Below are 14,727 nucleotides of genomic sequence, written 5' to 3' on the forward strand. Positions count from 1 at the left end.
AGGGGTAAACGAAATGCCGTGACAGGGAGTGAGCCGGAGCGCGGAATCATGGCATCTTGCTGTACAACGGGCTTGGCGCGGGTATACTCAGGAGCCTCAATTATGTGGAGTTTAGCCCCTGGTTACAGTTGGCTGATATTAGGAAAATAGAGCGAACATCATGCAGCAATACATCGATTTTGTAACAAGTAATCCTATCCTGGCATTGGTGTGGGTGGGTTTGGTTGTCGCCATCATTTCATCGTATGTGAAACAGAAAACCGCCGGCTACCAGATTGTCACCCCTAACGAAGCTACTGCGATGGCTAACCGTGAAGACGGTGTGTTTGTCGACATCCGCAGCCGTGATGAGTACCGCAATGGCCATATTGCCGGAGCACTTCACATTTTGCCGAGTCAAATCAAAGAACAGAATATGGGCGAGCTTGAAAACCATAAAAGCGCCCCAATCATTGTGGTATGTAAGACAGGTCAAACGGCACAACAAAGTGCGGATCTGTTGCACAAAGCCGGCTTTAGTAACGTCAACGTACTAAAAGATGGCCTGATTTCATGGAATGAAGCAAATCTACCGCTGATCCGCAGCAAATCAGGTAAAGGCAAAAAGTGATCGAGGCCAGCGTCGTACGCGAGGGTAATTCCGTCGCTTAGTGACGGCGCGCCTAATTTTTTGTGCAGTTGTGATACATATCATGGTTGCGATATTGATAGGCTCACACGGTGAGCGTGAGAGAAAAAGGACTCTAAAATGGCTGAAGCAGCAAACAACGAAGCACAACAAAACTTCCAAATTCAACGTATCTTTCTAAAAGACGTTTCTTTTGAAGCGCCAAACTCACCACAGATGTTCCAGAAAGAGTGGAACCCTGATGTGAAACTGGATCTTGACACGCAAAGCCGTGAGCTAGGTGACAGTGTCTACGAAGTCGTGCTTCGTCTGACTGTGACAGTGAAGAACGAAGAAGAAACGGCTTTCCTATGTGAAGTACAGCAAGGCGGTATCTTCTCTGCTGCGGGCATGGAAGCACCACAATTGGCGCATTGCCTAGGCGCATTCTGCCCGAATATTCTGTTCCCTTACGCGCGTGAAACGATTTCAAGCTTGGTTGTGAAGGGTACGTTCCCACAACTTAACCTTGCACCAGTGAACTTTGATGCGTTGTTCATGAACTACCTTCAGAACCAAGCACAAGCGAACACTGAAGAAAGCACTGAAGCGTAATTTAACGCGTAACACATATCGCGTTAAATCACATATCGCGTGAAATAAATAGGTACACCGTAATGAATCCAGGCAATAACAAAGCGATCAGTATGACGGTTCTCGGCGCAGGCTCTTATGGCACGTCGCTGGCAATCTCATTAGCGCGCAACGGGGCGAATGTGATCCTTTGGGGGCATGAGCCCGAGCATATGGCACAGCTTGAGCTCGACCGCGCGAATGATGCTTTTTTGCCCGGGGTGGCGTTTCCTGATTCGTTGATCGTCTCTGCCGATCTTGAGCAAGCGGTACAAGCCAGTCGTGATCTGTTAGTCGTGGTGCCAAGCCATGTGTTTGGCCATGTCCTAACGAACGTGAAGCCCTTCTTGCGTGACGATTCTCGCGTGTGTTGGGCGACCAAAGGGCTTGAGCCTGAAACCGGCCGCCTGTTGAAAGACGTGGCGGTAGAAGCACTGGGTGAAGCCGTACCGCTAGCGGTATTGTCTGGCCCGACGTTTGCCAAAGAGCTGGCTGCCGGAATGCCAACGGCGATTGCCGTGGCCTCGCCGAATGATGAATTCGTGCGTGATCTGCAAGAAAAAATCCACTGCAGCAAGACGTTCCGCGTCTACAGCAACAGTGATTTTATCGGCATGCAGCTGGGTGGCGCGGTCAAGAACGTGATTGCGATTGGTGCCGGCATGTCTGACGGGATCGGTTTTGGTGCCAATGCGCGTACCGCACTGATCACCCGTGGTTTGGCGGAAATGTGCCGTTTGGGTGCCGCGCTGGGCGCGCAGCCTGAAACCTTTATGGGGATGGCTGGCTTAGGTGACTTGGTACTAACGTGCACGGATAACCAGTCGCGTAATCGCCGTTTTGGCTTGGCGTTAGGCCAAGGGCAAGATGTCGATACCGCGCAAGCCGAGATCGGTCAGGTCGTTGAAGGTTATCGCAACACCAAAGAAGTGTGGGTGCTCTCACAGCGAATGGGGGTTGAGATGCCTATTTCTGAGCAAATTTATCAGGTACTTTATCAGGGTAAAGATGCACGGGAAGCCGCCAAAGACTTGCTCGCTCGCGAGAAGAGAGTCGAATAACGGCGTACCGACAACTTCCGGGTTGTCTGTTTCCTATGACGCGAACAACAACGTGGGCTATTTAGTCCACGTTGTTTTTTTTTCTGGGCGCGTTAGAGTTATAGCTGAGTCAATCACAACGATAAGCAGACCGAGGGTGATGTGAGGGAATGTCAACAACATGCCGTTTGGCAATCAATTAAGCTGGAGGCACGACAGCAGTCGGAACAAGAGCCGATGCTGGCGAGCTTTTACCATGCGACGATCATCAAGCATGACAATTTGGCCGCGGCGTTAAGTTATATCTTGGCGAACAAGCTGGCGACCCCGTCCATGCCCGCGATGGCGGTGCGAGAGGTGGTTGAAGAAGCCTTTGCTGCTGACTGTTGTATCACTGAATCGGCCGCGTGTGATATTCGCGCGGTGGTGGAGCGTGACCCTGCGGTCGAGATGTATTCCATTCCCTTGCTGTACCTTAAAGGGTTCCATGCCCTACAAGGGTATCGGGTGGCTAACTGGCTGTGGAAGCAAAATCGCGTGGCACTGGCGGTGTATCTGCAAAATCAGATCTCTGTGGCGTGTCAGGTGGATGTGCATCCGGCGGCGACAATCGGTCAAGGGATCATGTTTGACCATGCGACCGGCATTGTGATCGGCGAAACGGCTGTGATTGAAAATGACGTGTCGATTCTGCAGGACGTGACGCTGGGCGGTACTGGTAAAGCCGGGGGGGATCGTCACCCGAAAATCCGCGAAGGCGTAATGATTGGTGCGGGGGCCAAAGTGCTGGGTAATATCGAAGTGGGCGAGGGGGCGAAGATCGGTTCGTGCTCTGTGGTATTGAATCCTGTTCCGCCACATACGACGGTGGCAGGGGTACCCGCTAAGATCGTCGGCCGTCCAAGCAGTGAAAAGCCGTCGATGGACATGGATCAGCAGTTCAACGGTACCAGCCAGACCTTCACGGCGGGCGACGGTATCTAAGCAGACAGATGACAACGAAAAAGCGAGAGGATCCCTCTCGCTTTTTTTGTCTCTGCGGTTGCGCTTCCCTCTTCCATGCGTCGGCGGGTTCTCCGCATGGCGGAAAGGTTAGATTGCGCCGTTGAACCCCAGTTGACGCCATGCTTCATAGCCAATGATCGCTGCGGCATTGGACAAGTTCAGGCTGCGGCTGTCTGGGTGCATGGGAATACGCAGGCGTTGTTCCAGCGGCAGGCTGGCAATGAAATCGGCCGGCAAACCACGGGTTTCCGGGCCAAACAGCAACACATCCCCTTCCTGGAACTGGGCATTGGTGTGGTAGTTGGTGGTTTTGGTGGTGCAGGCGAAGAGGCGACGATCTCCAATGTGGGCCAGAAACGCGGCGAAGTCTTTATGACGATGGACGTGCGCCAGATCGTGATAGTCCAGCCCTGCGCGACGCAGTTTTTTCTCTTCCAGATCAAAACCCAGCGGTTCAATGAGATGCAGGTTCGCGCCGCAGTTGGCACATAAGCGAATAATGTTACCCGTGTTAGGGGCGATTTCCGGTTCATACAGGGCAATATCAAACATCGTTTAAGCCTTCTCGCATACAGTGTTCGGGGGAGATAGGCCGCTAGGGTAGCCAAAAAACGCGAGTACGTCGATGAATGTGATGGCGTCCATGGCGTAACGCCGCGGTGTGATCCGCGGCGACGTCGGGTTACAGGCTCAAAGGCAAGGTGATGGTGATTTTCAATCCGCCCAGTGCACTGCGGCTGGCTTTAATGGTACCGGAGTGCTGGCGGATCGCGCTGTCCGTGATCGCCAGCCCGAGGCCAGTGCCGCCGCTGCTGCGATCACGGGCCGTAGATACGCGATAGAACGGGCGGAAAATATCGTCCAACTCCGGCTCGGGCACGCCGTCGCCATTGTCTTCAACTCTGATAGTTAACTGCTTGTCATCCGGGATAAACGCCACGGTAATGGTGTCATCACCGTACTTGATGGCATTGCGGATCACGTTTTCCAGCGCGCTGATCAGCAGGCTTGGATTGCCACTGATCGGCCACGGTGACAGCGGGGTGTAATGCAGGTTTTTGCCGCATTGTTCCGCTTCAAAGCTGGCATCTTCCAGCATCTCATACCACAGCGAATGGGCATCCGCCTGTTCGCGCTGTTCATGGCTGTTCACCTGCATACGTGACAGTTCAAGTAACTCACTGATCATCGCTTCCAGCCGCTCAGCTTCGGTATCAATGCGGGTCAGCTCTTTGCTTTCCCCTTGCTTGCGTTGTGCCAAGGCTGTGGCCATGCGCAGGCGGGTTAATGGCGAGCGCAGTTCATGGGAAATGTCTGATAGCAAACGCTGCTGACCACTGACCATGTTATTAATTGCCCCGACCATTTGGTTGAAACTGGCACCGGCTTGCTGAAACTCGCGCGGTCCGGCTTCAAGCTTGGGATCCACTTCGAATTCCCCTTTCGCGACCCGTTCGGCGGCTTGCTGTAAGCGCCGTGCGGGGCGTGACACTGCCCAGGCGAGCCACAACAACAATGGGGTGCTGACCAGCATGGTAAACAGCAGCAGTTGCAGCGGCTTATCCAAAATACGGATGAAAAATGGCGGTGGCTCACGCCAGAACCGGCCGACGTACATCAATAAGGTGTCGTTTTGGTAGGTGACCGTAAACGGGCCGGCCATCATCCAGCGGCCATAGAGTTTTTGTCTTGGGCTGCTTGGGCTGTCTGCCATGGTGATGAAATTGCGTAAGGCCTTATTACGCCCTTGGGGCGCAATGATTTCGCCCTCGGTGGTGGTAAAATAGAGCTGGTGGCCTTTGTGCCGGTCATGCTCGGTAAAGCGCTTTAACCGTTTTTTCAGTGGGCCATCGGTTTGTGCGAGCTCATCGGCAATCTCATTCGCCCCTTCTTGCAAGCGCTGCAGTTGTGGTTCTGGGATCGTATGTTGGGTACGGGGATCCAGATTCGGCAACAAGATCAGGCTGAGCACCACGATCATCAAGGTGAGCCAAAACACCGCAAAAATACGGCCATAGAGGCTGGAAAACTGCGGCAATTTCATTAGGCATCCTCAACCAGCAAGTAGCCTTTGCCCCGCAAGGTTTTGATCCAGGTTTTGCCGTCGTCACGCGGTGGGAGTTTTTTACGTAGGTTCGAGACATGCATATCAATGGCGCGATCGAACGGGGCTAAACGCTTACCGAGCACTTCTAGACTGAGTGCATTTTTGGCGATGATTTTCCCCGGATGCTGAATGAAGTAGCTCAACAGGGCCAATTCGGTCCCAGTCATTTCAATCGGCTGCCCCTGACACAGCACTTCTTGCCGGCCGGGGTAGATTTCTATCTCTTGGTAGCGCAAGCATTCCGGCCCACTCTTGTGGGCTTGGTTGGCCACTTGGGTGCGGCGTAATACCGCGCGCATACGGGCTAACAGTTCGCGATCACTGAAGGGTTTAGGCAGGTAATCATCGGCGCCCAACTCTAAGCCGAGCACGCGGTCAATCTCTTCGCCTTTGGCGGTGAGCATTAATACCGGTGTGACGTGCTTTTCCCGCAAACGGCGGAGCATTTCCGTCCCGTTCATGATCGGCATCATGACATCGAGCAAGATCAGATCCACGCTCTCATCCACCTTGGCTAAGCCTTGTTCGCCATTGTTGGCTTCGATCACCTCAAACCCTTCCAGTTCGAGAATATCCGTCAATAGAGCGGTGAGTTCCGTATCATCATCAACAAGCAGAATTTTGGCCATGCGGGCACCTTTACAATCATCGTGTAGGCTTAAGTATCCCTAAAGCGTTGGAGTACGCCAAGCGAAAGCCACCCAGCTTTACGCTATTTTACGTTCCCTCGACAGCCCTTTACCTTGTAGACGGTAAGCTTACTCCATACCCACAACGTTACGCTGATAAAGCAACCTGGAGACGAACACCATGACCTCATTGAAAAAGACATTGGCCCTTGTGATTGCATTGCCGTTGGCGCTAGGTTCCGCCTCTGCATTGGCTTACGGTGGCGGCAAACACCACAAAGACGGCGGTAAGCACGGCTGTGGCATGCAAGATCGCAGCATGTTCCGCGCCTTGGATTTGACCGACGCACAGAAAGACGAAATGAAGACGCTGCGTCAAGCCAACCGTGAGGCGATGCACAGCGACAAAGCCAACCACCGCAGTGCGATGCAGACGCAGCATCAGAAAATGCAGCAATTGGTGCTGGCGGATAACTTTGACGAAGCCGCTGTACGTGAGTTGGCAAAGACCATGAGCGACCAGCAGATCGATCGTCGCGTGGCCATGTTGAAGCAACGCCATGCCATGATGCAGATTCTGACGCCTGAGCAGAAAACCCAATACCAAACGCTACAAGCAGAGCGAATGGAAAAATGTCAGGCCAAAATGGCGGAAAAACACGCCAACTGATTGCGCTAACCACAACCCAGACGTGATGGCCGCCACATTTTGTGGCGGCTTTTTTTTGTTAATTTGTCGAAATAATGGGTAACAAATCACCCGATGTGACTTTTTTTGTTATTAATTTTCATCTTAAAAACGCTATACTTCGGCATATTGCCCAGTCAGTGCAGTCTATCGGCGTGATTATCAAGGATGAATACCGTGTCGCCTATGGTTATCCCCTTGCTCTGCCTCACTGGCGTCACTGGTATCACGGTATGGCTTGTTACTGTCGCGTTGATAAATCGGATCCGCGCTGTACAAGGCCAGTATTAGCCAGAGACTAACTGTTTCGATGCGTATCACGGGCTTACCCCTTGGCGGGGAATGTTTGACCTGCCTCTGCAGTCTCAGGGGATCGTGATGTGAATCAACAAAATTTTTTATCAAAATTGTAATACTCCTAACTTAGTAGGAAAGTTACAGTTTTCACAGGCACAGGCCATAGCGGTTTGTGGTGCCAGGCGGGGAACCTTGGCAACCTGTGTCGGATTTGAATTTTCAATTCCCAACGTCAGAGGGTAACCATGATTAAGAAGATTGGTGTATTGACCAGTGGTGGTGACGCACCTGGTATGAACGCGGCAGTTCGCGGTGTAGTGCGTATGGCATTGTCAGAAGGTATCGAAGTGTACGGTATCTACGATGGCTACCAAGGCCTGCATCAGAACCGTATCGCTAAATTGGACCGTCAGAGCGTATCTGATGTGATCAACAAGGGTGGTACATTCCTGGGTTCAGCACGTTTTCCTGAGTTCAAAGAAGAACACGTGCGCGAGCAAGCGATCGAAAACCTGAAGCTACACGGCATTGATGCATTGGTCGTGATCGGCGGTGACGGTTCATACATGGGTGCGAAGAAGTTGACTGAAATGGGCTACCCATGTATCGGTCTGCCGGGCACTATCGATAACGATGTAGCAGGGACGGATTACACCATCGGTTACCTGACTGCGATGAACACTGTGATTGACGCGATTGACCGTCTACGTGACACGTCATCGTCTCACCAGCGTATTTCTATCGTGGAAGTGATGGGGCGCCACTGTGGTGATTTGACCCTGATGTCTGCGATTGCAGGTGGTTGTGAGTACATCATCACGCCAGAAACCGGCCTGGACAAAGAAAACCTGCTTGAGAAAATCAAAGAAGGTATCGATAAGGGCAAGAAGCACGCGATCATCGCGATCACTGAGCTGATGACGGACGTGAACGAGTTGGCGAAGTACATCGAAGATGAGACTGGCCGTGAAACCCGTGCAACCGTATTGGGTCACATTCAGCGTGGCGGTCAGCCAACAGCGTTTGACCGTATCCTTGCGTCTCGCATGGGTGCTTACGCGGTTGAGCTATTGATGGAAGGCCATGGCGGTCGTTGTGTCGGTATCCAGAATGAGCAAATGGTTCATCACGATATCATCGATGCGATTGAAAACATGCGTCGTCCTGTGCGTAAAGAGCTTTACGAATTGGCGTACAAACTGTTCTAAGTTTGCTGCCTGACTGATAAAAAAGCCGACGCGATAGTCGGCTTTTTTGTGCCTGTTATTTGTGGCGTGTACAGGGTCGTCGCCTTAAATGACACGCACAAAAAAGGCCACCTCGCGGTGACCTTCTTCAATGACCATCAGTATTGATGATTATTTTTTCGCTTCAGCCGCGGCTTTAGCGATAGCTGCAAAGCTTGCTGCGTCAAGTGCTGCACCGCCGACTAGCGCGCCGTCGATGTCAGGTTGTGCAAAGTAAGCGGCTGCGTTTTCTGGCTTAACAGAACCGCCGTACTGGATCACAACGTTCTTCGCTACGTCTTCGCTCTTCGCTGCGATGTGCGCACGGATTGCTGCGTGGATACGCTGTGCATCGTCAGCGGTTGCTGCTTTGCCCGTACCGATAGCCCAGATTGGTTCGTAAGCGATGATTGCACCGTTTAGCGCTTCAACGCCTTGGGTGTTGATCACTGCGTCAAGTTGACGTGCACATACTGCAACGGTTTCGCCCGCTTCGTTTTGTGCTTCAGACTCACCGATACACAGTACAGGTGTTAGGCCGTGCTCTTTTAGGAACGCGAACTTCTGTGCCACGAACTCGTCAGACTCGTTGTGGTACTCACGACGCTCAGAGTGACCGATGATGATGTGGCTTGCACCGAAATCTTTCAGCATTACTGGAGAGATATCGCCAGTGAATGCACCGTTTGCGTTCACGTCAACGTTCTGTGCACCAAGGATGATTTTGCTTTCCGCTTTACCGATTAGCTGCTCAGCAAGGTCTAGGTACATGGCTGGTGGCGCGATAGCCACGTCAACACCTTCTACACCGTTCAGTTCAGCATCTAGGCCCTTAATCAGGTTAGATACCATTTCCTTGCTGCCGTTTAGCTTCCAGTTACCCATAACCACAGGATGGCGCATAGCTTTTCTCCAAATCAATTTGATGTAATAAATGAATACCTAATAGCGTAACGTGCTGAGCGGCAACGAATTGTGACCGAGGTCACACGCAGTTCGCTATGCTGTGAAGTATCGCTGTAACTATATAACAATTTTGGACGTTAATTTACTGTCCGAAATCATTTCTCTGTCTGGTTGTACCTTTTTCATCGCAAAAAGTGAACCGCTGCGCGGAAATATTTTTTCATTGGGCGGTATCTGGCTGACAGTATGATTAGGCTGACAGGAAGAATAGGGTGATGCAGGCAGAAAAAACATCATGGCCTTTTGGTTTGTCGAAATAGTATCCGTTATGGTAGGGAAGACAGGCAAAATAAGAGAAAACACAGGGAGAATGTGAGATGCCAAATCTTGTGATGGAATACGCGGAACCGGTGGCCGAGCGGGTGAATATTCCCGGTTTGCTGGCGGATTTACATCAGGTATTGTTAGCCAGTGGTGTGTTTGTGCCGGACACGGTGAAATCGCGCGGTTACCCGTGTCAAACGTGGTTGGTGGGAGAAGGTGCCGATATTGATACCTTTATTCATGTGCAATTGAGCCTGCTGGCCGGGCGTGATGCGGCGGTGAAGCGTGACTTATCCCGCGGGTTAATGGCCGTGCTGGAGCAACACGCGACAGCGGTGACCAGCTTGACCATTGATGTGCGCGATATGGATCGTGATTGTTTCTTGAAAGTCAGTCAGTAACGTCACCTGTGTGGTTATGCGTGGCTATGTGTGGTCGCTATCGTCTGAGGATGGCTGACGGTCACGGGGTGGTTCGAACGGATGAATGTCTGCCTGTTGCGCCGTAAGGGCATCCGGGGTGGTGACCGCCAGTGCAAAGCGTTTGAGTTGCTGCTGAAGTTCCGCCATCAGCAGCATGTTGGTGTGATGCGGATTACGCCCGCGGGCAATCACATGATTGATATGGCTGAGTTGGGCTTGCAAACGCGGTTTCATCGCGGTGTTTGCGCGCGCGATGATCGTTTCGCTCATGCGTAGGCGCAGGGCTTCCAGCGCCTCAGGATCGTTTTCAGCCATGGCTTTTAAGGTGTCAAAATCGGGCAGTGCGGTATCGGAGTGATCGTTGTTGGGCGTATCGTCCATCGGTTTCTCCCTCGTATCGAGTGGCCTTGAGCTCGCTTACCAGTAATGCTCCATGGTGATCTGGCCGGGTTGACGGCGCAGGTTTTTTTGAAACCCTCGGGCTTCCAGTGCCGCTTTGGTATCTTTGACCATCTCCGGATTACCACACAGCATGATGTGGCTACGCTCGGGTTCCAGCGACAGGCCGACGTGACGTTCAAGCATGCCATCGGCAATGGCTTGTGGGATACGTCCGGGCAGGGCGGGTGGCGCAGGCTCGCGACTGACGAACGGCTGCACGACCAATTGGTCAGGGTAGCGTTCTTGCAATTGATTGATTTCTGCTTGATAGCTGAGATCCGCTGAAAAGCGCACGGCATGGCTGAGCACGATTTTACGAAAACGCTTCCACACGGTGGGCTCACGCAAAATCGACAGGTAAGGCCCAATCGCGGTGCCGGTAGCCAGCAACCAGAGGTGTTCACTGTCGGGGATTTCATTGAGGGTGAAAAAGCCATTGGCGCGGGCGGAGATAAAGACTTCATCACCGGCTTCAAGGGCATGAAGGCGAGGCGACAGTGTGCCATCGGCGACACGGGTGGCATAGATTTCAATCTGTGCGCTAGTGGGTGGGTTAACAAACGAGTAAGCACGCTGGATCATTTTCCCGTCAATCTCCAGCCCTAACTTGGTGAACTGGCCGGCCTTGAAGGGTTCAATGTTGGCCTCTAGGACAAGGCTAAATAAATCGTGGTTCCAGTGTCGGTTTGTGATCACCTTAGCGGGAATCCAGTCAGCCATAATGCTCTCCTCGTTATGATTTTATTATGCGATACGCACAGCGCCTCTCTCCGGCGATAATGTGTTCCTTGCGTTCTACGTGATACTCCTCGCCCAGCAGTTGCTGGAAGACCGTGAGTTCAGATTGGCAGAGTGATGGGCAACGGTGGGCGGCGTGGCAAATCGGGCAGTGGTTCTCAATAAAAAGAAACCCTTCGCCGTGTTGTTGGTAGTCTGCCATGTACCCTTCCTGTTCCCTGAGTGTAGTCAGGATCTGCAGTTTTTCTTCTAAATTCGCCGCGCCAGCCAGTTTGTCTTGATAGTGAGTCAGGGTGTGGGTTTCACGGCGTGCAATCACCTGTTGTAGGCCACTTTGACCAAATAATGTTTCGACTGAATCGAGGGTTTGGATCAGTAAATCATCATGCCGATTGGCAAACTGCTTGTGCCCGTTTGGGGTCAAAAACCAGTGACGGGTCGGACGACCGACTTTGACTTTGACGTCCTTAAAACTGACCAATCCATCGGCCTCCAGCCCTTGCAGATGCTGACGCACCCCCATACTGGTGAGCTGGAATGTTTCGGCTAAGCGCTTGGCCGTTAAGGGGCCTTCTCGCTTGAGCTGATACAGGATTCTGTCAATGGTTTTCATGCTGCTGTCTCTGTTGTGCTGTTGCGGAAAAAATCACCGTTACTTAATTATTATGTAACCAGCTAAATAAATAAAGCAACTGCTTTACAAAGTCGATGATAATTTGAGGGAGGAATAACGTGTGCGCGAATGCTTGTGAGAGGGGCGGTACGTTGACAGGGAGGAGTGACAGAAAAACAACAGGCGCCATGACGGCGCCTGATGTGAAGAGCTTATGGCCTGCTGGCCTCGGCGAACCTTACAGAATGTGGCCGACGATGGCGGCATCTTTACGGTCGAGGTAGTGCGTCGACTTGATGCGGCGGATGGTGCGGCATTTACCGCGGATTAGCAGGGTTTCTGTGGTGGCGATGTTACCTTGGCGGTGAATACCGTCAAGCAAGTCACCTTTGGTGATCCCGGTGCCAGCAAAAATCACGTTGTCGCTTTGTGCCATGTCTTCCATGCGTAGTACGGTATTTGGCGTGATCCCCATTTCATGGCAGCGATCAATTTCGATCTGACCCAAACGGCGGTTTTCTTCGGTGTCGCCTTTCACTTCGTGACGTGGAAGTAGACGGCCGTGCATGTCACCGCCCAATGCGCGGATCGCAGCGGCAGAAACCACGCCTTCCGGTGCGCCGCCGATGCAGTACATCACATCCACTTCGCTGTCAGGCATACAGGTCAAGATAGACGCCGCCACATCCCCATCTGGGAACGCAAAAACACGCACGCCCATGGCCTGCATGTCCGCAATGATTTCATCGTGACGCGGTTTAGCCAGTGTGGTGACCACGAGCTCTGACAGGGATTTACCCAGTGCCGCAGCGATATTTTCTAGGTTTTCAGTCAGCGGCTTAGCCAAATCGATCACGCCTTTGGCCATCGGGCCCACGACCAACTTTTCCATGTACATGTCAGGGGCTTTCAGGAAAGACCCTTTTTCACCGGCTGCCAATACCGCGAGGGCGTTGTTCTGGCCCATGGCTGTCATGCGCGTGCCTTCGATCGGATCGACCGCGATATCGACGGCATCGCCACCCATACCGACTTTTTCGCCGATATAAAGCATCGGTGCTTCATCGATTTCACCTTCACCGATGACGATCTCGCCTTCAATTTCAGTTTGGTTAAGCAGGGTGCGCATCACTTCAACGGCGGCGCCATCTGCCGCATTTTTATCACCGCGGCCAAGCCATTTATAGCCAGCCAACGCGGCACCTTCTGTAACACGGGAAAATGCCATCGCCAAATCGCGTTTCATGGTAACTCCAGAAATAGAAATCAAATCAGTGGGCTTGGGGCAGCAGGTTATTCATCCGTTTCTGCTACCCGCTCGATCTGGCGGCGATTCTAGCATAACTGGTAGTGAAACGTTTGCGTTAAAACAAGCTTGTCCCAATGGCGGGCGTGTTTTTGCGGGGCGGTGACCATCGGCGAGAAGAAAAAAGACCTGCAACAGCAGGCCTTAACGTGTGATGGGTGAAAGAGGAAGAGGCGGGTTAGATGTCTTCTTCGACCGCCCAGCCTTTGGCGCATTCAACGGCCCGCTTCCAGCCACGGTAACGGCGATTACGCTTACCGTCATCGGCACATGGCAGGAACTTACGATCAATTTCCGCCTTGCCTTGCAGCTCATCAATGCTGCCCCAGAAACCGACCGCCAGACCCGCGAGGTAACCGGCACCCAATGCGGTCACTTCGGTGACCACAGGGCGGTGTACTTCGGTGTTCAGGATGTCAGACTGGAACTGCATCAGGAAGTTGTTGGCGACCGCACCGCCATCAACGCGTAGCGACGCCAGCTCAATGGTGGAGTCGGCTTGCATGGCATCCAGGACGTCACGGGTTTGGTACGCGACACTTTCCAACGTAGCACGGATGATGTGATTTGAGTTCACGCCACGGGTCAGGCCCACAATCGCGCCACGGGCATACGGGTCCCAGTAAGGGGCGCCCAAGCCAGTGAAGGCCGGTACCACATACACGCCGTTCGCACTGCCGACTTTCTCGGCAAAGTATTCGGAGTCTTTGGCATCGTCCAGCAACTTCACTTCATCGCGTAGCCATTGGATGGACGCGCCCCCCATGAAGACCGCCCCTTCAAGGGCGTAAGACACTTCCCCTTTCGGGCCACAGGCAAGCGTCGTCAGCAGGCCGTTGTTGGAGGTGACTTTTTCTTTGCCGGTGTTCATCAGCAAGAAACAGCCCGTGCCGTAGGTATTTTTTGCCTGACCGGCTTCCACACACATTTGACCAAACAGCGCCGCTTGCTGATCGCCGGCAATGCCTGCGATAGGAATACGGGTACCGCCTTTACCGCCGATGTTGGTCTGGCCGTACACTTCAGACGATGATTTCACTTCCGGCATCATCGACAGGGGAATATCGAGCGCGTTCAGGAGTTTTTCATCCCACTGCAGGGTATTGATGTTAAACACCATGGTGCGAGAGGCGTTGGTGTAGTCCGTGACGTGTACACGGCCTTGGGTCATCTTCCAGATCAACCAGGTATCGACGGTACCGAACAACAGGTTACCGGCTTCTGCTTCTTCGCGTGCGCCTTCAATGTTATCGAGGATCCATTTGATCTTGGTGCCAGAGAAATACGGATCCACCACTAAACCGGTGTTTTCACGGATGTAGTCCTCTAAACCGGCTTCTTTCAACGTTTCACAGGTATCAGCGGTACGACGGCACTGCCACACAATCGCATTGTGAACTGGCTTGCCGGTGTGTTTGTTCCACACAATGGTGGTTTCACGTTGGTTGGTAATACCAATCGCCGCGACTTGATCCGAGCGGATCCCGGCTTTGGCCAACACTTCAACCAGCGTGGAACTTTGGGTGGCATAAATTTCGAGAGGATCGTGCTCTACCCAGCCCGCTTTCGGGTAAATTTGGGTGAATTCACGTTGTGACGAGCACACAATGTTCGCGTTGTGATCAAGCACGACGGCGCGTGAGCTCGTGGTGCCCTGATCAAGTGCAACAATGTACTTTTGCTCTGTAGTCATGACGGTTTCCTCTAATTGTCATTGTATAAGGGTAGTAGAGTCGGTGTTCTGC

The 14,727-nt window shown here is 52.7% G+C and carries 17 protein-coding genes; 7 read left to right on the forward strand and 10 right to left on the reverse strand.

Annotated features, from left to right (window positions below; translation table 11 throughout):
* Window positions 1-160 precede the first annotated feature (160 nt).
* From L4C36_RS01130 to cysE, 4 genes are all read left to right on the forward strand, one after another.
* Window positions 161-610 (forward strand): rhodanese-like domain-containing protein, encoded by a 450-nt coding sequence (locus L4C36_RS01130; protein ID WP_428475943.1) that lies wholly within the window; start codon window positions 161-163, stop codon window positions 608-610.
* 138 nt (window positions 611-748) lie between these two features.
* The gene (gene secB / locus L4C36_RS01135) at window positions 749-1,222 is read left to right on the forward strand and encodes a protein-export chaperone SecB (protein ID WP_428475944.1); all 474 of its coding nucleotides are present in this window, start codon (window positions 749-751) and stop codon (window positions 1,220-1,222) included.
* 62 nt (window positions 1,223-1,284) lie between these two features.
* Window positions 1,285-2,301 (forward strand): NAD(P)H-dependent glycerol-3-phosphate dehydrogenase, encoded by a 1,017-nt coding sequence (gene gpsA, locus L4C36_RS01140; RefSeq protein WP_428475945.1) that lies wholly within the window; start codon window positions 1,285-1,287, stop codon window positions 2,299-2,301.
* A 141-nt stretch (window positions 2,302-2,442) separates the two neighbouring features.
* The gene (cysE, locus tag L4C36_RS01145; protein ID WP_428475946.1) at window positions 2,443-3,264 is read left to right on the forward strand and encodes a serine O-acetyltransferase; all 822 of its coding nucleotides are present in this window, start codon (window positions 2,443-2,445) and stop codon (window positions 3,262-3,264) included.
* A 108-nt stretch (window positions 3,265-3,372) separates the two neighbouring features.
* Here the strand turns inward: cysE and trmL are convergent, their stop codons facing one another.
* The 3 genes from trmL to L4C36_RS01160 form a co-directional block, all read right to left on the reverse strand.
* Entirely contained in the window at window positions 3,373-3,837 is a 465-nt protein-coding gene (trmL, locus tag L4C36_RS01150) for a tRNA (uridine(34)/cytosine(34)/5-carboxymethylaminomethyluridine(34)-2'-O)-methyltransferase TrmL (RefSeq protein WP_428475947.1), read from the reverse strand.
* Between the two features lie 130 nt (window positions 3,838-3,967).
* Complete coding sequence (gene cpxA / locus L4C36_RS01155; protein WP_428475948.1) at window positions 3,968-5,329, reverse strand: envelope stress sensor histidine kinase CpxA; 1,362 nt, start codon at window positions 5,327-5,329, stop codon at window positions 3,968-3,970.
* A complete protein-coding gene (locus L4C36_RS01160; protein ID WP_428475949.1) occupies window positions 5,329-6,021 on the reverse strand; it encodes a response regulator in 693 nt (230 codons plus the stop codon). Before L4C36_RS01160 ends, cpxA begins: the two co-directional genes overlap by 1 nt.
* Window positions 6,022-6,202: 181 nt before the next feature.
* Here L4C36_RS01160 and L4C36_RS01165 point away from each other — a divergent pair, with 181 nt between their 5' ends.
* Window positions 6,203-6,691 (forward strand): CpxP family protein, encoded by a 489-nt coding sequence (locus L4C36_RS01165; protein ID WP_428475950.1) that lies wholly within the window; start codon window positions 6,203-6,205, stop codon window positions 6,689-6,691.
* 180 nt (window positions 6,692-6,871) lie between these two features.
* Here L4C36_RS01165 and L4C36_RS01170 read toward each other — a convergent pair whose 3' ends face one another.
* Window positions 6,872-7,030 (reverse strand): hypothetical protein, encoded by a 159-nt coding sequence (locus L4C36_RS01170; protein ID WP_428475951.1) that lies wholly within the window; start codon window positions 7,028-7,030, stop codon window positions 6,872-6,874.
* Between the two features lie 221 nt (window positions 7,031-7,251).
* Between L4C36_RS01170 and pfkA the strand changes: the two genes are divergently transcribed.
* Window positions 7,252-8,214, forward strand: coding sequence for a 6-phosphofructokinase (gene pfkA / locus L4C36_RS01175; RefSeq protein ID WP_428475952.1), 963 nt, complete (start codon window positions 7,252-7,254; stop codon window positions 8,212-8,214).
* A gap of 150 nt (window positions 8,215-8,364) precedes the next feature.
* Here pfkA and tpiA read toward each other — a convergent pair whose 3' ends face one another.
* Window positions 8,365-9,135 carry a triose-phosphate isomerase gene (tpiA, locus tag L4C36_RS01180; protein ID WP_428475953.1) on the reverse strand — a complete coding sequence of 257 codons (771 nt, stop codon included), beginning with the start codon at window positions 9,133-9,135 and terminating at the stop codon, window positions 8,365-8,367.
* A gap of 380 nt (window positions 9,136-9,515) precedes the next feature.
* Here tpiA and L4C36_RS01185 point away from each other — a divergent pair, with 380 nt between their 5' ends.
* A complete protein-coding gene (locus L4C36_RS01185; protein WP_428475954.1) occupies window positions 9,516-9,863 on the forward strand; it encodes a 5-carboxymethyl-2-hydroxymuconate Delta-isomerase in 348 nt (115 codons plus the stop codon).
* A gap of 24 nt (window positions 9,864-9,887) precedes the next feature.
* On the opposite strand, the gene L4C36_RS01190 is transcribed toward L4C36_RS01185, so the two are convergent.
* The 5 genes from L4C36_RS01190 to glpK all read right to left on the reverse strand — a co-directional run bounded on the left by L4C36_RS01190 (window position 9,888) and on the right by glpK (window position 14,675).
* Window positions 9,888-10,265, reverse strand: a complete 378-nt coding sequence (locus L4C36_RS01190) for a DUF3135 domain-containing protein (protein ID WP_428475955.1) — start codon at window positions 10,263-10,265, stop codon at window positions 9,888-9,890.
* A gap of 36 nt (window positions 10,266-10,301) precedes the next feature.
* A complete protein-coding gene (locus L4C36_RS01195; RefSeq protein WP_428475956.1) occupies window positions 10,302-11,045 on the reverse strand; it encodes a ferredoxin--NADP reductase in 744 nt (247 codons plus the stop codon).
* A 13-nt stretch (window positions 11,046-11,058) separates the two neighbouring features.
* Window positions 11,059-11,676, reverse strand: coding sequence for a helix-turn-helix transcriptional regulator (locus L4C36_RS01200; protein WP_428475957.1), 618 nt, complete (start codon window positions 11,674-11,676; stop codon window positions 11,059-11,061).
* A 238-nt stretch (window positions 11,677-11,914) separates the two neighbouring features.
* Window positions 11,915-12,922: a class II fructose-bisphosphatase gene (gene glpX, locus L4C36_RS01205; protein WP_428475958.1), complete on the reverse strand. Its 1,008-nt coding sequence runs from the start codon at window positions 12,920-12,922 to the stop codon at window positions 11,915-11,917.
* Between the two features lie 238 nt (window positions 12,923-13,160).
* The gene (glpK, locus tag L4C36_RS01210; RefSeq protein WP_428475959.1) at window positions 13,161-14,675 is read right to left on the reverse strand and encodes a glycerol kinase GlpK; all 1,515 of its coding nucleotides are present in this window, start codon (window positions 14,673-14,675) and stop codon (window positions 13,161-13,163) included.
* Window positions 14,676-14,727 lie beyond the last annotated feature (52 nt).

The sequence above is a fragment of the Photobacterium japonica genome (assembly GCF_050337005.1).
GTDB classification, from domain to species: Bacteria; Pseudomonadota; Gammaproteobacteria; order Enterobacterales; family Vibrionaceae; genus Photobacterium; species Photobacterium japonica.